The 18,031-nt window shown below is 67.8% G+C and carries 17 protein-coding genes and 7 pseudogenes; 12 read left to right on the top strand and 12 right to left on the bottom strand.

All coding sequences use genetic code 11. The features are described from left to right. Positions 1–31: 31 nt before the first annotated feature. Positions 32–871 (bottom strand): hypothetical protein, encoded by an 840-nt coding sequence (locus tag ACFV0T_RS22675; RefSeq protein WP_385781917.1) that lies wholly within the window; start codon positions 869–871, stop codon positions 32–34. 302 nt (positions 872–1,173) lie between these two features. Here ACFV0T_RS22675 and ACFV0T_RS22670 point away from each other — a divergent pair, with 302 nt between their 5' ends. The 3 genes and pseudogenes from ACFV0T_RS22670 to ACFV0T_RS22660 form a co-directional block, all read left to right on the top strand. Next, positions 1,174–1,470 (top strand): hypothetical protein, encoded by a 297-nt coding sequence (locus tag ACFV0T_RS22670; protein ID WP_385781915.1) that lies wholly within the window; start codon positions 1,174–1,176, stop codon positions 1,468–1,470. 10 nt (positions 1,471–1,480) lie between these two features. After that, a complete protein-coding gene (locus ACFV0T_RS22665; protein WP_385781912.1) occupies positions 1,481–1,690 on the top strand; it encodes a hypothetical protein in 210 nt (69 codons plus the stop codon). Positions 1,691–1,830: 140 nt separating this feature from the next. Continuing rightward, positions 1,831–1,996 (top strand): annotated as a pseudogene (locus ACFV0T_RS22660) (L-threonylcarbamoyladenylate synthase); the annotation flags it as partial. 84 nt (positions 1,997–2,080) lie between these two features. On the opposite strand, the gene ACFV0T_RS22655 reads toward ACFV0T_RS22660, so the two are convergent. Both ACFV0T_RS22655 and tpg read right to left on the bottom strand, forming a co-directional pair. Beyond that, positions 2,081–2,392 (bottom strand): hypothetical protein, encoded by a 312-nt coding sequence (locus ACFV0T_RS22655; RefSeq protein ID WP_385781909.1) that lies wholly within the window; start codon positions 2,390–2,392, stop codon positions 2,081–2,083. 667 nt (positions 2,393–3,059) lie between these two features. Next, a pseudogene (tpg, locus tag ACFV0T_RS22650) lies at positions 3,060–3,394 on the bottom strand (telomere-protecting terminal protein Tpg); the annotation flags it as partial. Positions 3,395–3,491: 97 nt separating this feature from the next. On the opposite strand from tpg, the gene ACFV0T_RS22645 reads away from it, so the two are divergent. The 3 genes and pseudogenes from ACFV0T_RS22645 to ACFV0T_RS22635 form a co-directional block, all read left to right on the top strand. Then, on the top strand, positions 3,492–4,220 hold the full coding sequence (locus tag ACFV0T_RS22645; protein ID WP_385781985.1) for a GNAT family N-acetyltransferase: 729 nt from the start codon (positions 3,492–3,494) through the stop codon (positions 4,218–4,220). Positions 4,221–4,309: 89 nt separating this feature from the next. After that, on the top strand, positions 4,310–4,519 hold the full coding sequence (locus ACFV0T_RS22640; RefSeq protein ID WP_385781906.1) for a hypothetical protein: 210 nt from the start codon (positions 4,310–4,312) through the stop codon (positions 4,517–4,519). 153 nt (positions 4,520–4,672) lie between these two features. Beyond that, a pseudogene (locus ACFV0T_RS22635) lies at positions 4,673–4,906 on the top strand (phosphotyrosine protein phosphatase); the annotation flags it as partial. 4 nt (positions 4,907–4,910) lie between these two features. On the opposite strand, the pseudogene ACFV0T_RS22630 reads toward ACFV0T_RS22635, so the two are convergent. Beyond that, positions 4,911–5,051, bottom strand: a pseudogene (locus tag ACFV0T_RS22630) (aldo/keto reductase); the annotation flags it as partial. Positions 5,052–5,381: 330 nt separating this feature from the next. Here ACFV0T_RS22630 and ACFV0T_RS22625 point away from each other — a divergent pair. Further along, the gene (locus tag ACFV0T_RS22625) at positions 5,382–5,885 is read left to right on the top strand and encodes an N-acetyltransferase (protein WP_385781904.1); all 504 of its coding nucleotides are present in this window, start codon (positions 5,382–5,384) and stop codon (positions 5,883–5,885) included. Between the two features lie 48 nt (positions 5,886–5,933). Here ACFV0T_RS22625 and ACFV0T_RS22620 read toward each other — a convergent pair. The 3 genes and pseudogenes from ACFV0T_RS22620 to ACFV0T_RS22610 all read right to left on the bottom strand — a co-directional run. Beyond that, positions 5,934–6,155, bottom strand: a pseudogene (locus ACFV0T_RS22620) (transposase); the annotation flags it as partial. Positions 6,156–6,367: 212 nt separating this feature from the next. Continuing rightward, on the bottom strand, positions 6,368–6,691 hold the full coding sequence (locus ACFV0T_RS22615) for a hypothetical protein (protein ID WP_385781901.1): 324 nt from the start codon (positions 6,689–6,691) through the stop codon (positions 6,368–6,370). A gap of 304 nt (positions 6,692–6,995) precedes the next feature. Continuing rightward, positions 6,996–8,249 (bottom strand): phosphatidylserine/phosphatidylglycerophosphate/cardiolipin synthase family protein, encoded by a 1,254-nt coding sequence (locus ACFV0T_RS22610; protein WP_385781898.1) that lies wholly within the window; start codon positions 8,247–8,249, stop codon positions 6,996–6,998. A 59-nt stretch (positions 8,250–8,308) separates the two neighbouring features. On the opposite strand from ACFV0T_RS22610, the pseudogene ACFV0T_RS22605 reads away from it, so the two are divergent. Beyond that, positions 8,309–8,809 (top strand): annotated as a pseudogene (locus tag ACFV0T_RS22605) (hypothetical protein); the annotation flags it as partial. Between the two features lie 512 nt (positions 8,810–9,321). On the opposite strand, the pseudogene ACFV0T_RS22600 reads toward ACFV0T_RS22605, so the two are convergent. From ACFV0T_RS22600 to ACFV0T_RS22590, 3 genes and pseudogenes are all read right to left on the bottom strand, one after another. After that, positions 9,322–9,914: pseudogene (locus ACFV0T_RS22600) on the bottom strand (winged helix-turn-helix domain-containing protein). Positions 9,915–10,141: 227 nt separating this feature from the next. Beyond that, on the bottom strand, positions 10,142–11,368 hold the full coding sequence (locus ACFV0T_RS22595; protein ID WP_385781895.1) for an acyl-CoA dehydrogenase family protein: 1,227 nt from the start codon (positions 11,366–11,368) through the stop codon (positions 10,142–10,144). 1 nt (position 11,369) lies between these two features. Next, the gene (locus tag ACFV0T_RS22590) at positions 11,370–12,206 is read right to left on the bottom strand and encodes a CoA transferase (protein WP_385781892.1); all 837 of its coding nucleotides are present in this window, start codon (positions 12,204–12,206) and stop codon (positions 11,370–11,372) included. 369 nt (positions 12,207–12,575) lie between these two features. Between ACFV0T_RS22590 and ACFV0T_RS22585 the strand changes: the two genes are divergently transcribed. Continuing rightward, on the top strand, positions 12,576–12,869 hold the full coding sequence (locus ACFV0T_RS22585) for a DEAD/DEAH box helicase family protein (protein ID WP_385781890.1): 294 nt from the start codon (positions 12,576–12,578) through the stop codon (positions 12,867–12,869). Between the two features lie 795 nt (positions 12,870–13,664). Then, positions 13,665–14,222 carry a helicase associated domain-containing protein gene (locus ACFV0T_RS22580; RefSeq protein ID WP_385781887.1) on the top strand — a complete coding sequence of 186 codons (558 nt, stop codon included), beginning with the start codon at positions 13,665–13,667 and terminating at the stop codon, positions 14,220–14,222. 96 nt (positions 14,223–14,318) lie between these two features. Here ACFV0T_RS22580 and ACFV0T_RS22575 read toward each other — a convergent pair whose 3' ends face one another. Then, complete coding sequence (locus ACFV0T_RS22575) at positions 14,319–15,224, bottom strand: helix-turn-helix domain-containing protein (protein WP_385781884.1); 906 nt, start codon at positions 15,222–15,224, stop codon at positions 14,319–14,321. A gap of 340 nt (positions 15,225–15,564) precedes the next feature. Here ACFV0T_RS22575 and ACFV0T_RS22570 point away from each other — a divergent pair, with 340 nt between their 5' ends. Further along, positions 15,565–16,500: an alpha/beta hydrolase gene (locus tag ACFV0T_RS22570; protein WP_385781882.1), complete on the top strand. Its 936-nt coding sequence runs from the start codon at positions 15,565–15,567 to the stop codon at positions 16,498–16,500. 175 nt (positions 16,501–16,675) lie between these two features. Beyond that, on the top strand, positions 16,676–17,059 hold the full coding sequence (locus ACFV0T_RS22565) for a DUF3152 domain-containing protein (RefSeq protein WP_385781878.1): 384 nt from the start codon (positions 16,676–16,678) through the stop codon (positions 17,057–17,059). Positions 17,060–17,222: 163 nt separating this feature from the next. Here ACFV0T_RS22565 and ACFV0T_RS22560 read toward each other — a convergent pair whose 3' ends face one another. Then, entirely contained in the window at positions 17,223–17,624 is a 402-nt protein-coding gene (locus ACFV0T_RS22560; protein WP_385781875.1) for a tautomerase family protein, read from the bottom strand. Positions 17,625–18,031 lie beyond the last annotated feature (407 nt).

Genomic DNA, 18,031 nt, shown 5'->3' with positions numbered 1-18,031 from the left:
TCCAGCCGACAACGGCCGGGTGTCGGAAAGGTCAGCCGAGGCACACCACGAGGACGCAGATCTCCGTCGGCGACGTCGAGATCAGTGCGGGGCTGGTCTGGGACGTGCCCGAGCCCGTGTTGTCCGCGGTCGCGGGCGCCGACGGCTGCTCCGCGGTCGTATCGGAGCGGCCGGGGGCCGAGTCGCCGACGGACGGGGCGCTGCTGTGGGGCTGCGGGGCCGACGTCGCGACTTGACGGGGAGGCACGGCGCCGTCCGGCCGGCCGATCGACGGCGTAGCGCGGGGCGAGGCAGCGAGAGACTGCTGTCGCGGGGCGTTGGTCGTCGGCGACTGGGAAGAGGCGTGTGGCGACCGGTGAGTGCGCGCAGCGGTGGCTGGGGTGGACACCGGACGGTTCCGCTCGGGCGTCAGCTCTTCCGCGGCTCCCATGCTCCGGTCGTCCGGCGCTGTCGCCGCCGATGTCTGGTCGGCGGAGTGCCGGTCCATCGTGGCGATGGTCAGACCGCCGCCGACGAATGCGACGGCGCTCGCGACCGCTGCCCGGCGCTTGTTCTTCTTCCAGCGGGCCAACTGGCGACGGCGTGCCGCCCGCCCCTGCCTCGCGGGCGGCAGCTCTTCGGCCTCGGCGGCGGGGGCGTAAGGGGCCACGTCCATGCCGGCGCTGAACTCTGCCTCGTTGTCCAGGGGGCTGTCGTGCCAGGTGTCGGAGGGCGTGACTCCCCGGTGGGCCGCAGGGGCGCCCGTCCTCGCCGGGTCCGAACCGATGCGGCCGTCGGTGGCGTGCGGGGCGATGTCCGGGGCGTAGGCGCCGCACCCGGGACACACCAAGGCGCCGTTGAGATGCCGACGGCACGTGGAGCAGTAATCCATCTGCGGTTCTTCCGGTCTTCCTGGGTCACTTCGCCGCCGGCCCGCCTGGGCCACGGCCTGGTCACGTTCGAACTGGGGATCGTGCGGCCAGCCACGCTAACGAAGCTTTCGAAACGCTGTGTGCAGCCTGTGTGGTGCTACTGCGTTGATTCCTTGAGTGAGGACGAGACGGACGGACGAATCCGCGCCGATTTCGCCTACGGGTGCGTCCCGCGCCACTCCGAATCGCCATCCGGAGCGGCTCTCGTGTTGCCGTCCCAGCGATGGGATTGCTGGACCGCGTCCCGTCCGGTCAGTAGTTCGTGCTTCACAGCGCCGACAAGTCCGCCGTCGGCTTCGTCGTCCTGCGCAAGCGGGCCGTGGCCAACCCGCAGGAGGTGGACCGGCTTCGGGCGGTCCTCGAGCGTCGGCTCCTGCGCGCGGACGACGCCGAGGCGCCCGGAGACCCACGGAGCCGGGGCCGGGCTGTCGGCCGCGGGATCGGTTCCGTCGCACTGGTACCGCTGAGGCTGCTGCTGGTCCTTTTCGCTTTCGCCACCGTCCAACGTGCCGCGCGCCCGGACCACTTCCCGGAATCCAGAACAACACCGCTCCGGTAGCGGGCCCGTCATGCTGGGGCTGGGGGCGCTTGCGGTCGCCGGGGCGTGGTGGCTCGTACGGCGGATGACGGCCATGCGGATCGTGACCGCCGTGCTCGCCATCCTTGTCCTGCTGGCCGGTGGCATCGCCCTGTACCGCATAGGGCCGATGCTCCACTGCTGGGGCTCGGACCACATCGCCGGCGGGCCCGACGGCGCCTACGCCTGCTACGACTTCTGAGCGGGCCACGGTCTGCGAGCAGGCCCGGAGAGCATCGCTCAGCAGCGGGCCGCAGAAGCCCCGCAGTCAGCAGGGCGGTGAGAACCGTGTCGCCGACCGCTAACGAAGCTCTCAAGGCCACCGGTTACCTTGCGGCTGGTGTGCTGCGCACCGGCGGCCTGGTGGCCCTCCCGACCGAAACCGTTTACGGTCTGGGCACCAGCGCCGAGGACCCCGCCGCCGCCGCGCGCATCTTCCAGGTCACGGGAACGCCCGTCCTCCCACCCGCTGATCGTCCCCATCGGCGGTGCGGAGCATCTGGACGACGGGGAGGCCCGCACGCGCCGATCAGCCATGCAGACAACGAACTGACCCTGCGCCACCTCCGCGGCTCTTCCCGCGCGGCCTGCGTCAGTGCGCGATCGAGCAGTCCTTCCAGGCAGCGGCCAAGGCGTCGGGAATCGCCGGGATGTCTCCGCAGCCGTGCGGCCCGGCGGGGAAGCCGTCACTCCCGACATAGACCCAGCCGCCACCGGAGTTGCGGAAGTACTTGGTGGCGCTGCCCTCGTCCTGCATCCCCACGAGTTCCTCGTCCGTCGCACCGTCGACGGGCTGGAATCGGGTGGCGGCGTACCGGACGGTGCCGCACTGGCCATAGAAGAAGCCGTGCGGCACCGGCTCGATGTGCGCAAAATGAACTCTCTCCCGGTATACCCGGGTCACGGCAGCCTTCACCTCGCCGCCCGCGGCCAGATTGCGGCAGCCGGAGACCGCCGCGGGGACGTGACTGGTTGCGGCAGGAGCGGTATCTCCGGCCCGGGCCGGGGTGGCGGAAACCGGCGACGGTGTGGGCGTGCCGGCGGAACTCGACGAGGGTGACGTGACCGAACCGTCCGCCCGTACAGCCACCGAGACGGAGGCCTCCGGAGAGGAGCCGGCAACATCCGCCCCAGATCCGCCTGCCGCGTCCTGACACCCAGTCAGCAGCATGATTCCACTAGCCAGCGCTACCACCGACACACGTCTGAGACCGGGCATGACCCATCCTTAATTCTCGACCGACGAAGGCACCGCCGCGCCCCGCGTGACCACCGCTCACGGCCACCGCGTACCGGCCGTGAGCTCTGCCCCACAGAACAGCACAACACGGCCCGGAAATTGAGAGAAAAGGGATCTCGATTCCGCATACATGCCCTGGTCACCGGTACGCCGGCAGCCACCACGACCGCCCCGCGTGCTGATCCGGGTCGGGTCCAGGCCGAACGAAGTCGGCGTGGGTTCTTTTCCGGTCCGACGAGCGGCGGATGGAAGTTCAGAAATCGAGGTCGAGGTAGTCGATGTCGAGGTAGTCGATGTCGAGGTAGTCGATGTCGAGGTAGTCGATGTCGAGGTAGTCGATGTCGAGGTAGTCGATGTCGGTGAGGGCGACGTCGGAGAGCCCCATGGCGCGGGTTATGTCGTCCTGGAAGTACACGTCCTTCAGCCCCTCGGAGACGATCCCGCGCATCTCCTGGTCGCCGGTCCCGGCGTCGCGGGCGTCGAACAGGCGCTGCGCGTACGCCGGGGTCAGGTGGACGGTGAGGCGGCGGAGCGTCCGTCGTCGGTCGTGCCGACGGGCGCGGTGTAGCCGAACCGGGCCCGGGTCTCGACCGTGATCCCGCCGGTCGCGGCGGCCTGCCGGCAGCGGCGCTTGCAGACCTGGGTCTGCCAGCGCTGGCGGACCGCGTTCAGCAAGTTCCTGATCCTGCCGACGTTCGACTGCGGCAGGTCGGCAGCGGGAAAAGCCGTTCCGCGTGTGATCTTCGAATGGCAGGATCCAGGCATGCCGCTGGATCCGCTGATAGCTCGTGCTCATGCGCTGTGGCAGGACTTGGCTGGCGCTCCCGTGGAGTTCGGACGCTCCGCCGCCAGCGTGATCGTCTCGCCAAGATCGAAGCTGTGTCCGCCCTCGTGGTGCGGGGTCGTGGTCCTGGACGGAGCAGGGATCATCACTGCGCCGACGGCCGAGGCTGCCGTCCAACTGCGTAATGTCACTGCTGGGGTGCCCCCTGCGGCTCTTGTCCAGACTGATGTGCTCCGGGCCGAACTGCCCGTCGCCGAGGTACTGGGCCCGGCCGCTCTCGCCTACTTGTCCAGCTCGGATTTCCGTCCCATGCCCACAGACCGGACGGTGACACGCGTGCCTGCGGGGCACTCGGGCCTGCTGGCTTTGCTGGCGAAGGCGGGGCAGGAAGACGCTGATGCAAGTGGTCTGGATGAGATCTCGTCGCCTGCCTTCGCCGTCCTTGACGGTGTCGAGGTCGTGGCCGCAGCGGGATATCGGGCTTGGCCAGGAAGGACAGCGCATCTGTCCGTCCTGACAGTGCCGGAGCATCGCAGTCGTGGGTTGGCCAAGACGGTGGCCTCCGCCGCAGTAGCACACGCTCTCGACGCGGGCCTCATGCCGCAATGGAGAGCTCGGCCGGAATCGTCCCGGCGGGTTGCTCACGCGCTCGGGTTTCAGGAGGTAGGGGCCCAGTTGAGCATTCGGCTCGACGATGGCGGAGGTTGAGCAGGGGTAGGTGGGTGCGGTTATGAGGTGCTCTCCATTCAGGTGGAGGGCGGGGTGCGGCGTGCTGTGGAAGGTGGGCCGCGCCCCGCGTGCTGTCAGCCTCTTTTGATGTACGGGAATGCGAGATCAGCGATGCAGGTTGTGGACTGGTTTCGGGTCCGGTCCATGGCCGTGAGCTTGTTGCGGGCGGCTTCGAGGCTGACCCGGAGGCCTTCTTCCTCGCCGCGCCAGCCATTGAGCTTGGCCTCCGTGAGGTGCTCGGTCAGCTGCGGATGATCTCGATCAGCCGGGACCGTTGAGCGGGGTCGACTCGCAGCATGGGGCAGCGAATTTCCCGTTGACCGAAGTAACTGGGATGCCTCCGGAGCTTTGTCCGACTCGCAGATCGGGCGCCACCTCTCGCCGTCCCGGCCCGAGGTCGCAGTCGACGACCCCTTACGAAGGAAGAAGCGATGTCTGCTCCGCTCGCCTCCGTGCTGTTCGTCTGCGCCCACAACGCCGAACGCTCGCAGATGGCCGCCGGATTCCTCAACGACCTCGCGGGCGACCGGATCGAGGTCCGCTCCGCCGGCTCCATCCCGGGCGGCCAGGTCAACCCGGCCGCTGTGGAGGCCATGAAGTAAGTCGGTGTCGACATCGCCGACGCCAAGCCGAAGATCCTGACCACCGAAGGGGGCGGTGCGAGCTCTCGAGCTCCTTCATGGTGCCGACGACGTCCTCGACGGGGACGGCGGGGTCGAACCGGTGCTGGTAGAGCACGTCGATGTGGTCCACGCCGAGGTAGCGCAGGCTGTTATTGACGACCTCACGGATGTGCTCAGGGCGGCTGTCGAACCCGTAGTCGGGGGTGAAAGCGAAGTGCAGCAGCCCGCAGCGGGGCCGCCCGTTGACCATCCGCACAAAGAAGGGTGCCCAGCTTCTGCTTAGCCCCATGTTTCGGGCCAGGCACTCAGTCAGTCCCCGATTGGGCCTGTTCCAGCGGCTATCGTCTGGCCTTGGGAGTGGCTAAGAAGCCGTTGCCATACCGATCATGGAGTCTGTCGATCGAACGGGAGTCTCGATCGGGTGATCGCGGGCCCTGCCCGGCATGAGAGCAGTGCCTGGCGGTATACGGGGAAATCCAGGGGAGCGGACGGCCGCGCGCTGCTACGGTCGGGCGCCATGAGCTGGCTTCCCGATGACTTCGTCCACCCCGTCCTGGTTCCGCTGCCGGGCGGTGGTCATCACCTGCGGCCGATCCGGGAGGCGGACACTCCGCTCGACTATCCGGCTGTGATGGGTTCGCGCGAGCGGCTGTGGACCATCTTCGGCCCGGCCTGGGGCTGGCCCGCGGCCACCATGACCTACGAGGCCGACCAGGCCGACCTGTTGCGGCACGAGAAGGAGATCGCCGCACACCAGTCCTTCAATTACGCGCTGTTCGACGCGGCGGAGACAGCTCTGCTCGGCTGTGTCTACATCGATCCACCGGAGAGGGCCGGCACGGACGGCGAGATCTCCTGGTGGGTGGTGGACGATCTGGTGGGCAGCAAGGTCGAGCAGGCCCTCGACGAGCTGGTGCCGCAGTGGATCGCCGCCGACTGGCCGTTCGAGCAGCCGCGCTTCCTCGGCCGCGAGATCTCCTGGTCGGACTGGCTCGCCCTGCCGGAGCATCCCGACACGTAAGTGGTTGTTGCCCGTACCGATCTCGAAGGCCCGGTCGTGGAACTCGGCGATCAGCCCGTGCTCGCGCCAGCGGCGGAAGAAGGCGTAGACCCGGGCCCATGCGGGGAAGTCCGCGGGCATCGCCCGCCACGAGATCCCGCCCGCGACCAGATAACGGATCGCGTCCAACAACTGCCGGTGACAGTAGCCCTCGGGCCGTCCACCCCGCCCCTGGAACCAGGCCGGCACCGGCAACAACGGCCGGACGGTCGCCCACTCCGCATCCGTCATGTCCGACGGATACCGGCGCACCCGGTCCGGATGGTCGGCCGCGTTGCCGTACACGTGCGCGAGGCAATCGCACGACACGGCGGGCGACACCCGCGCTCCGCCAGGCGCCGGGCTTTCGACCGCAGCCCCTCGACCTTCGCCGGCGTCGCGTCAAGGCCCAGCTCCACCGCGATCTCCTTGGCCCGAAGCGGTCCGTGACCCGTGGATAGCTGCTATTCCAGCACGCCCAGAATGCGCTGATAGTCCGGCGTCAGAACCGTCACCGGCAGCCCTTCCCGCCAGGGCGGCACCGTCGAGCCCGGCACCGGCGCGAGCGACAGCACCGCTTTCTCCTCGGCCTCGGTCCCGGCGGTGCCCTCGGCAGCCGAGGTCGCCAGGGCCTCGACCAGCTCTTCCCGCGCGATCACCCGCCGGTCCAGCTCGATCTCGGCGGCCTCCAACACCTCAGCCAACCGGGCGACTTCCTCCCGTAGCCCTTCCACCCGCACACGGGCCGCTGTCTCCCGCTCCTCCAGCATTCCCAGCACCGACGCCACCCCGCACCCCTCGCTCACGGAGCGGAAACAAGACGCCGGATGCCTCTCTCATTCCGAGCTACACCATGCCTGACCAGCAGAAATCAACGGATCACGTTCAGTTGAGATACGGCTTCAGCGAAGGCCTTCCAGTGGGTACCACCGAATGCACCTGCTCCCGAAGCGGGCGAGCGAACTGTCACGAGCCTCGGCAAGCTCGCCCAGTCGCGGTCGGTACCTCACCCCGGCCCGGGCAGAGCGGTCCGCGCGCCTGCCCGCAGGCTTACTGTCAGGACCAGCCGCCTCGCGCATCAGGTCCGAGAGGTCAGAGAAAGCGTCGTATGGGCAGGACAGCTGCCTCCCTGACGCGCTGGAGCGGTGCCCGCCGCTTCCATCGTCCGGGACTGATGAGTTCGCTGTGCTCAAGGTCTTCCGCGAAGTGGCGGTCAAGGGTCGCGGTGAACGTCGGGTCCAGCACGGCGAGCATGACCTCTTCGTCGTGGTCGAGGGAGCGGCGGTTGAAGTTGGTCGAGCCGATGAGTGCGGTGGTCCTGTCGACAGTCAGTACCTTTGTGTGGAGCATGGTCGGCTGGTACTGGAAGACCTTCACACCGCAGTCGGTGAGATCCTCGTAGTAGCGCTGGCCCGCCAGCTGGCAGACCCGTTTGTCGGTGTACCGGCCCGGCAGCAGGATCTCCACTTCGACCCCGCGGCGCGCGGCGGCGCACAGCAGCTCGATGAAGTACGCGTCGGGCGCGAAGTAGGCGGTGGCCAGTCGAATCCTTTCCTCCGCGGTCTCGATCATCACGCGGAACAGGGTCTGCATGTCCTGCCAGCCAAAACTGGCCGAGCCCCGTACCACCTGCACCACGGCGTCGCCCTGTGGGATGTGGGCGGTGAACCGGTCGCGGTCGTCGAAGAGTTCGTCGTGGCACTCCGCCCAGTTCTGGGCAAACGCTGCGGCCAGCCCGTCCACGGCGGGTCCGCGCACCTGGACGTGGGTGTCGCGCCATTCGTCCGGGTTGCGGGCGTCGCCACACCATTCCTCGGCGATGCCGACGCCACCGGTGAAGGCCGTCTCTTCGTCGACGACAAGCACCTTGCGGTGGCAGCGATGATTCTGCCTCAACGGAGACAGATACAGTGGCTTGCGGAACCAGGCCACCTGCACACCGGCCCGCTCCATCGTCTCCAACTGGCGTTTCTCGATGAGTCGGCTCCCGAAACCGTCCAGCAGCAGCCTCACTCTCACTCCTTCGCGCGCCCGCTCCGCCAGAGCGTCGGCGAACTGCTGAGCGATCTCCCCTCTCCAGTACACGAACGTCATCATGTCGACCGTGTGCCGCGCGGAACGGACACCGGCCAGCATGGCGCCGAAGATCTGGTCCCCATTGCGCAACGGGAGCAGCGCGTTGCCTTCCGTCGCAGCGATCCCTATGAGCCGTTCCAGCCGGCGTCTGGTGCGCCGGGCCCGCTCCTGGAGGACCCCACTGAAGTCCTCCACGCCGCCGGACTCCTGGGATCGAGCGATTCCAGTAGCTGTGGCGGATCCTTCGGGTGCGTTCTGCGTATGTGCCATGACTGCACCTTCCAGGAAAGCGGCCGCGAAAACAAAGCTGAGGGGCAGCCGTGGCATGCGAGGCCTCCAGATTCCTCGGCTGCAAGAACCCCCAGCAGGTCAACACCTACCGGCGCGACCACCCCGGCTACTTCCCCGACCCCGACGTCGTCGAGGAACTCGGCACCGAAGAACGCCCCTACCGCCGGCCGAAGTGGCGCGTACAGACACTCCTGGACTGGAAGCAGACCCCACCGGGCAGCGGCCGGCGCAGCGTCGAACGCATTCCTCCCGCGCTGCCGGTGGTTTCCGTCGACGGTGACCCGGACGAACTCCTGGGCGCCTCGCAGGCAGCCGTACGGCTCGGGTTCAAGAGCGTCAACTCGTTCAGCAGCAGTCTGGGACAGGGCAACCTGCCCCTGCTCAAAACCGTGGACGCCGTCAGCGAGACGGGCGGACGCCGCCGGTGGACTCGCCGGCGCATCCTCGAACCAGCCGCCCGGCGTGCCACCAGGCAACACAGACGGCAGGTGACCACTGCGTCCCTGCGCCTCATAGACGCGGCATCCGGTTATGGGTAGTTGATCCCCCGCGGAGCGGGTACCGCACGATGGCCGGCCTGACTAGGATCGCCACCGCATCCCGCGGCAGCCTCGGCTGCCGCAGACCAGCCATCGCCAATCGTCCTCGCACCCTTGGGGCCAACCGCTGCCCGTGTGAACCTAACCGCGCTGGCCCATGGCCGCCTCCCGTGACACCAAGTGGAGCCGACCACCTGGTTGTCGCGGATTCGTGGTCGGGGGTGCGTGGTCGGATGTTTGGTCGGGCCCTGCGGGACTCCTCATCCGCGTACAGCCACCAGGTGGTTGGGGAACACCGAGGACCTGGTCGCGGTGCAGCTGCTCGATGTACCTGCTGGCGGACGGGGCGACAACCGTCCACTCCGAGGCCACTCCGAGCGCCTTCGTGCCAGGCTGCGGCACCGTCGCGAGCCACTGCCAGCGTGCGCGCGAATGCTCGGCGCCCGTTGCGTTCGCAGCGGGGCCAGGGAGCACTCACACCCGCCATCGCCGTTGCTGCCGTTCTCGTACCCTCATCGCTCCTGGACATCGGTGATCTCCACGGACAGCTTCGTACTCGCGGAAGCGGTGCTGATCATGGACGGGGTGTAGTTCGGACTCGTCCTGTCCGACAGTTCGGCCGTCTCGATGACCGGGCCAGACTCGTCGCCGTGGATCTCATAAGTGGGCATCGAGCGCCGCCGCGGTCCTTCCACCTGCGGCCACACGTCCTTCTTCCACAGCTCGACCGCGTGTTCGTCGCGTTCCAGCGCACGACGGGCCGGGCTCTGCCAGGACCAGCCGTGGCGGTGCAGGAGCCGCCACACACCCGCGATGGAACAACTGATATGGAACTGGCGGCCGATCAGCGTCCGGACGCGTTCCAGCGTCCACCGCTGGTCTTCCCAGCCATGCGCGGCCGGCCCTTTGGCGAGCTCCCTTTCCAGCAGGCGAACCGTTCGTCCGACAGCTTCGGCAGCTTCGCGGGTCCCTTCGACTTCAGACCCCGCATGCCGCCTTCACGCCAGTTGCGGTGCCCTCGCTCCACCGAACGCTCGCTGACCCGCAGATCTCCGGCGATGTCCGAGGTCCTGTCTCCTCGCGCGAGCATCTGCCCGGCCTCCAGCCGGGTCCCTTCCCGAGCAGCCCGCCGCTCAGCAGTCAGGCCCCCACCATCCGCATACCGCGTAACACCGGCATACCGCAGGGATCACCCAACCTCGCCACCCGAAGGCAACCCGAAAAGGTCAGTAGGAGCCGGTGCACTCCCCTCCGGTACGTCACATGGCGCCGAATGAGCGGGCCCAGGCCACGAGTCGACGGTAGCCATCGGTGATTCGGTGGTCACCGCTCTCACCCCACGAAGGCGCTGTGGCCGGTGATGGACTTGCCGACGATGAGGGTCTGCATCTGGTGCGTGCCCTCGTAGGAGTAGACAGCCTCGGCGTCGGAGAAGAACCGGGCGATGTCGTAGTCGAGGAGGATGCCGTTGCCGCCGAAGATCTCACGGCAGTAGGCGACGGTTTCGCGGGTGCGGGCGGCGACGAACTGCTTGGCGAGTGCGGATTGATCGTCGCGGAAGATGCCCTGGTCCTGCAGCTGGGCGAGTTGGATCAGCATGCCCCAGGAGGCGGTGATGTTGCCCAGGCTCTTGACGAGGAGGTCCTGCACCAGCTGGAACCCGGCGATCGGACGACCGAAGGCTATGCGCTCCTTGGCGTAGTCGAGCGCGAGCTCGTAGGCGCCGATCATGACGCCCAGCGCCATCCAGGCGACTCCGCTGCGGGTGACGCGCAGAAGCTCGGCGACGTCCCGGAAGCCGTTGATGTTCTGGAGCCGGTTCGCCTCCGGCACATGGACGTCGGTCAGCGTGATCTCGGCGTTCTGTACGATCCGCAGCGAGATCTTGCCCTCGATCTTCTCGGGCTTGAAGCCGGGGGTGCCCTTCTCGACGACGAAGCCCTTGACCTTGTTGTCCTCGACGTCCCGCGCGTAGACCACGACATAGTCGGCGAAGGTGGCGTTGCCGATCCACTTCTTGGCGCCGTTGAGGACCCAGGTGTCGCCCTCGCGCCTGGCGGTGGTGCGCATGCCGCCTGAGACGTCGGAACCGCCCAGCGGCTCGGTCAGGGCGAACGCGCCGATCTTCTCCATCGTGGCCATGGCGGGCAGGAACCTGTCCCGCTGCTCCTGGCTGCCGCCGTAATGGATGGAGTAGAACCCGAGCCCGTTGTGAACACCGAAGAAGGTCGAGACCGAAGCGTCGGTGCGGCACATCTCCATGGAGATCATGCCGTCGAGCAGGTGGCTGACGGCCGGCTGGTGCGCGCCGTAGCCCTCGTAAGCCAGGGCGTTCAGGTCGCTGCCGCGGAACTTGTTGATCAGCGCCTCGGGCAGCTCGGCCTTGCCCCAGGCCTCGTTGACGAGCGGCTTGACCTCGTCGCGCATAAGGGTGCGGGCCTTGAGCAGTATCTTGCGCTCGTCGTCCGAGAGCAGCGCCTCGTACTGGTAGAAGTCGGCGGCCAGCTGATCCTCCAGCTGGGCTACGGGCTCGGCAGGGGTGACGTGAGTGACGGTCATCTCAGTTCTCCTTCGTGTTCCGGTTCGGGCGGACGTCCTCCAGGGCGGACAGGACGGCGAGTTGCTTACGGTCGCGGCCCTCGGCGAGGTCGGCATACGGCGTGGAGGCGTACGCCTCCTCCACCGCGCAAACGACTCTCTCCCGGTCCTCGGGGGCCTGCGAGGGCTCACCGAGGACCATCTGAGCCATGGGCGTGCCGATGTGCTCGGTGACGTGGCGGTAGCCACCAGGATCACCACCCAGGTCCCGCCGACGAACGGCCCGACCGTGGACCAGCGGATGCCGAGCGACTGGGCCACGACGGTATCTAAGTCCTCGCGGGCGATGACGCCCTGCTGGACGAGGTAGACGGCCTGGCCGTTGAGCGGCGTTCTGGAGGCGGTTGCCCACGAGCGTGGGGATCTCTCGATGTTCGACGACAGGGGCACGGCCGACGGCGGTGTAAAGGGCGACTGCCGCCCGCACGACCTCCTCGGTGGTGCGTTCGCCGGGCACGACCTTGTCGTACGTGGCGTGATCGGCCCAGTCGGATTCGCTGCGGAGGCTGTGGCCGTGGGCATACACCACGCCGGAGTTACGCACGGCGGCGTCCACGTAGGCCAGGCTCTTGAGATTTAGGGCACCGCTGCGCTTGTTGCAGTTGACGTTCAGGTCCAGTGCCGTCTTGCTGAGCGATCGCGACTCCCCCACCCGCATGGTGTCGAAGGGCGACTCGAACTTGATCACGTCCACACGAACGTGACCAGGGATCTGGGCCGCGTACGGACCCATCACAACGGTCGAGAGATCGATCGCTCGCAACCCGTCGAGGAGCCCGGCAATAGAGGATTCCGCCACCGTCTCTTCCTTTCGGACCTCAGCTTCGTTGCATCTGCCATACAACGCTAATGAGGAACCACGGCGGACGGAATCATCAAACCTGGAAGAGCGGTGCGACCGCAGCGGTCACACCAGTCACCGGAGTTTTCCTATGATGGTGTTCTCCGAGAAAGAATCAACGGTGGAGGGGCAGGCGCTTGAATACCTCACGCGCTATCGCGACTAGGTCGCTTTCGGCGCGGTCGCGGCGCCAGATCAGAGCGGTCTTCACGGAAACTGGCGCAGGTTGATGTCCATTGGGGAAATCATGCACCTATCCGACACAGCCTGGTTCCTTTAATTACATTGCGTGCCACATTACGCGAAAAGGAGAGACGGGGGACGGCCTTGAAGCTGCGTGACCATCAGACAGAGGCGGTTGCCGTCATCGTGCGGGGTCTCGATGTCCCGTCGGGCGGTATTCCTGTGAATGGTCTGCGAAGGCAGGTGCATGCCTCGTGCGGTACGGCAAAGACGGTCATGCCGGCTGCGTCGCCGAAGCGGCTCGTGCCGAGGGGGCGTGTTCCTGTTCTGGTGCCGACGCTGGATTTGCTGAGCCAGACGGTGCAGGCGTGGCATGAGGTCGGGCACCAGTTGGCGTGGTGGCATGGGCAGGGGCCGGTCACGATCTACGCCACCTAGGCGAGCCTGGGGGTTGTCGCGGAGGCGTTCGAGGGTGTGTACGGGCAGCGGCTCGCGCCGATGGACCTGGTGGTGGTTGACGAGGCGCACCGGACGTCGGGGTCGATGGGCAAGGCGTGGGCTGCCGTGCATGACCAGGGTGTGATTCCGGCGGTGCGGCGGTTGTATCTCACGATGGCGGACACGGTCTGCAGACGTGCATCACGTTCCATCACCGGACGATGGAGGCGCAGGCGTACGCGGAGGGGCCCGGAGCGGGTGGCGGCGAAGCAGCACGCGGACCAGCCCGAGGCGTATCCGCGGGCGGTGTGGGCGGACGGCTGTGTGGGGAGCATGTGTCCCAGCGTCGTCAGGAGGTCCTGGCCGGGTTCGGCACCACCGCGCAGCGGGCTGTGCTGTCCAACTGCCGGGTTCTGGGGTGAAGGCGTCGACATCAGGAGTGTGGACAGTGTTGCTCTGCTCGACCCGAAGGGGGCGCCGCACGACATCGTCCAGGCCATTGGGCGTGCTCTGCGGCAGAAGCCGGGACAGGGGAATTGGCGTCGTTGATCGTGCCGGTATTTCTTCAGCCTGGTGAGCGGCCGGAAGACATGTTCACCTCCGGCTCGTACAAGCCATTGGTGAAAGTATTGGAAAGTCTGCGGGCTCACTATGAAGAGGCTGTCGAGCTTCTCGCGATGCCGCAAACCCGCGGAAGGACGTCGCGCAGCCGTCTGTCTCCATCGGTACGGCGCCCGGGGAAGGTGAGGAAGAATCCCGGTTGCTGCTGGGTTTGCGGCGCCGCGGGATCCGGTGATGGTCGCGGAGTGGGTGCCGTTCAACGTGATCGACACCGAACGCCAGGACTGGGCCCGCGGCCGGGCCGCCCTACGCCGCTACACCGAACGCGAGGGCCATGCCCGGGTGCCGTACGAGCACAAGGAGGGGGCGACTGCGCTCGGGCAGTGGGTGGCGGAACAGCGACGGGCGTACGAGGCCGGACAGATGAACGGCCTGGCGCGGCTGGAGGACGGCACCGACGTCAAACTCGGGGTGTTCGTGTCCAACAACAGGTCCCGCCGCGCCAAGTTCACCATCGACAGACTCGCCGCGCTCGCCGCACTCGGCCTCGACTGGGCAATGTCAGGAGGGAGCCGCGGATATGTGAGCCTATCCAACTACTTTTGCACATATCCCTGTTGTCGCCCGGAGCACTCGCTGACCAGGCAAAACACCAGGCGCTTCTGTGGGAGCAGCAGGCGGGCCCTGCACGGTCTCGGCAGGCGTGCGGATCGATCTCGTCGACGCCGGAACCCTGCGGGCTCACGGGCCGGGGGATGGACAGGTTCTGTTGCTGGCCGAGGCCGAACCTGATCGGCCTGGTAGCAGCACACTCGGACAGGTCCGAGGTGGAGCTGCCCCCTTCCGCCGAGGTACGGGCGCCGGGCTGCGTCTCTGTGGGAGAGATGATCAATCCGGATCTCCGATGGCTTCGGCCTCCTGTTGCCGTTTGTTCGGCTCTCCCACGGTGACTGCCCAGGAGGCCAGGAAACGCAGTGCCTGATGTGAGGGGGTGCCGGATGGTGCGGTCATGGCCATGACCGCTTGGTCGGGGTCGTGCGGGCAGGCAAGGATCTGCCAGTCCAGGGTGAGGTCGCCGGCGACGGAGTGCTGGTAGCGCTTGGTGCCGAAGGTTTTGTGGGCGACGTCGTGGGAGCCCCACCAGCGGCGGAAGTCGTCATCCCGCAGTGAAAGCTCGCCGACCAAAGCTTGGAGATCCCGGGCGGTGGAGGCGTGCGCAGCTTCCATGCGGACGAACGCCACGCACTGGCGGGCGCTCGCCTCCCAGTCGGTGTACAGGGTGCGGATCCGCGGGTCGAGGAAGGTGAGCCGCATGAGGTTCCGCTCGGCCGGCGACAGGGCGGCGAAGTCGGTGTAGAGGGCGGCGGCCAGCGGGTTCCAGGCAAGGACGCTCATGTGACGGCCCAGGACCATGGCCGGGGTGTCGGAGAGGTTGTCCAGCAGGAGCTGGGTTTGCGGCGCCACACGCTGCGGGGCGCGTTTGCGGGGACGGGCGCTGCCGGACTTGTTCGCGAGTTGGTAGAGGTAGCTGGTCTGGTCGGCGTCCAGGTGCAGGGCGCGGGCGATGGCGGCCAGTGCCGGTGCGGACGCGCCCTGGAGTCGGCCTTGCTCGATGCGGGTGTAGTACTCGGCGCTGAGTGAGGCGAGCTGGGCGACTTCCTCGCGGCGCAGGCCTTTCACCCGGCGGGGATGCCCGACGAAGGGCAGGCCGGCCTGTTCTGGGGTGACCTCTGCCCTGCGGGCCTTGAGGAATTCACCGAGGTCGTTGTTCCTGCCGCGACTGGTACTGCTCATGTCTTCCATGGTGCCCCGAAAGGGCCGCCGGTGGGGGGGCAAGTTTGTACCGGGGAACCCGGGTGACCAGGAACAACCGTGGCCTGGCCGGGGCCGATAGCGGGAGTGAGGATGGAGGAGCCGGCGAGACCGAAGACGAGTCGCTGCGGTGGCCACCGCAGCGGGCCGACGCACAGGTCGCACGCCCAGGGCAGGGCTGCGGCCTGAGAGCGCAGCGCCCGCCCGCAGGTCCAGGCCGCCTGTGCCTGCACCACCGCGCCCGGACTACAGGGACGCGTCGTGCTCACCCCCTGATCCGCCCGCATACAGATCATCCATCCCCAGCTACGAGGTGTTTCCCGTGGATTCCGTGACCTTCAAGAACAAGAACCTGGACGTCGCCGCCGATCTCTATTTCCCGCCCGGCTTCGACCCTGACCGGACGTACCCGGCGATCGTCAGCGCCCACCCGATCGGCAGCTGCAAGGAGCAGACCTCCGGCAACGTGTACGGCGCCAAGCTCGCCGAAGCGGGGTACGTCGTCCTCGCCTTCGACGCCACCTACCAGGGTGCCAGCGGCGGCGAGCCCCGCTGGATCGAGGACCCCGGCCTGCGTGTGGAGGACTTCCGCTGCGCCGCGGACTACCTGGTCACCCTCGACTACATCGCCGAGGACCGCATCGGCGTCCTCGGTATCTGTGGCGGTGGCGGCTACGCCGTGAACGCCGCGATGACCGACCGCCGCTTCAAGGCAGTCGGCACGGTCACCGCCGTCAACTTCGGCCGCCTCATGCGCGAGGGCGCCCTCAGCTCCGACACCGACTCCGACGCGACGATCAGGGCCTTGCACGCGGTCGCGAAGCAGCGCACCGCCGAGGCCCGGGGTGCCGAGCCGCGCGTCGACGTCGCCCTGCCCGACTCGCCGGAGAAGGCCGCCGAACTCGGCATCACCGCGCTCGACGTACTGGAAGCCACCGAGTACTACCGCACCGAGCGGGGGCAGCAGCCCCACGGCGTGAACAAGTCCCTGTTCTCCCACATGGGATCCGCCATCGGCTGGGACGCCTACCACCTGGCCGAGCAACTCCTCACGCAGCCCCTCCAGATCGTGGTGGGCGGCATCCCGGGCGAGTTCGGCGCCTACCGCGACGGGTTCGACCTCCTCAACCGGGCCCGCTCGCAGGAAAAGGACATCCTCGTCGTGCCCGGACAGTCCCACTACGACTTGTACTGGAAGCCCGAAGCAACCGAACAGGCGCTGGCCACCCTGATCCCCTTCTACAACAAGCACCTCTGACCAGCCGACTCCACCGGTCCGCTGGATCCTCCCCCGGACGGCGCCGGAACTCCGACGCCGGCCGCCCCCCTGCGGTAGGTCGTGCAGGGCGAGGACGGCAGTGGACTCGCCGCGGCATCTGTGGCCGCCGAGGTCGAACGCGTACTGGCCGACAGACGGGGTCGGACGACGAGCGGTGTCGCATTCCAGGGTGGAGGGGCCGCCGTACGACTTTCGGGTACGTGCGGCGACCCCGGACACCGCGGATGCCCTGTGCGCCGGCTACGGTCTGGACACCCACGGTGAGCTGAATTGCAACGTCGCCCAGACCGTCGTGGTGAACATCAGGCGCTGGATCCTGCTCAGCCCTCAGTACGAGGGCCGGCCCGCCGACTGTCACGCGATGATCATCAACCATGAGGTGCGTCATTTCCTCGGGCGCGGACACCGGGGACGTCCGGGACCGCGCATGCCGGCACCGGTGATAATGCAGCAGATCAACGGGCTGCACGGGTGCATCGCCAACCCATGGCCCTACGACAACCAGGAAGACATCACCGGGCCGAGCCTGTACCCCTGACCGGGAACCGGCCGAACGGCCTGGTGCATCGTGGCGTCGAACGACGCGGGCTCGGCCGTGGTTCCCCGCTGCGGCCGGGCACCACCGGGTCATGATGACCGCTTCCGCCAGCGAGGCCGGACTTCACTGCGCCGAGAAGGCGCACCCCCCAGAGCGTGCGCCTCTACGCGTCCGGCCGGCTCATCCATTCCTTCTCGTGGCCCGGGTCCGGCAGGACATGGCCGCCTTCGACCGCGGACCGCGCTGGGCTGTCCTGGATCACCACCAGAACGCGGCGTTCGGGAATCCCGGTGACGCGGACGGCGGCCGCCGACAGCTCCAGCGCGAGGCGTGTGGTCTCCTCCTGCGGGTGGCCTCGTCGGGCCCATCCAGTGATGAGCAACGGCGCTCCGGGTTGCCCGCCGACGTAGACGCTGTCCTGGGGCTGTTCGGCAAAGACCACGTTGACGTAGGCGGGCGGCACATGATTGATCTCCGAGTGGATCCGGGTGATCTCTCCGGCCAGTTCCCCCTTCGTTGCGACTTCCAGCGTCCCCTGGGCAGTGGTGCAGGTGTAGATGGGCACGTCCGCTCCTGAAGTGTGCGGTCTGGGGGCATGACCCTTGAGGCGAGGGGCATGCCCCGGGTCGTCGGGTGGGGGCTGGGGGTTAGTTAGTGAGGTCGGTGACGTATGAGGGTGGTGAGGTCGGGGACGGGCTGCTGGAGAGTGATGGTGGCTTCGGCGATGCGCAGTCCCGGCGGAGGAGGCGGTGGCGGCGAATTGTCCGCCGGGGCCGAGGGCGGGGATGCTGGGGCCGCCGACGGAGTAGGCGCGGGTCCGGTGGACGGCGCCGAGCTTCTTGGGGAAGCCCTGGACCCAGCCGAGGGCCATGGCGTAACTCGGTTCGGGTAGTCGGTGACGACGCCGTCGACGCCCATGTCGGAATGAGCGCAGGGTCGGCAGGGTGACTTGGCCAGGCTGTGGCCGGGTGA

Source organism: Streptomyces sp. NPDC059582 (assembly GCF_042735715.1).
In the GTDB taxonomy this organism is placed as follows: domain Bacteria; phylum Actinomycetota; class Actinomycetes; order Streptomycetales; family Streptomycetaceae; genus Streptomyces.
The sequence above is the reverse complement of the archived record's forward strand: the minus strand, read 5'-3'. Positions and strand labels throughout refer to the sequence as shown.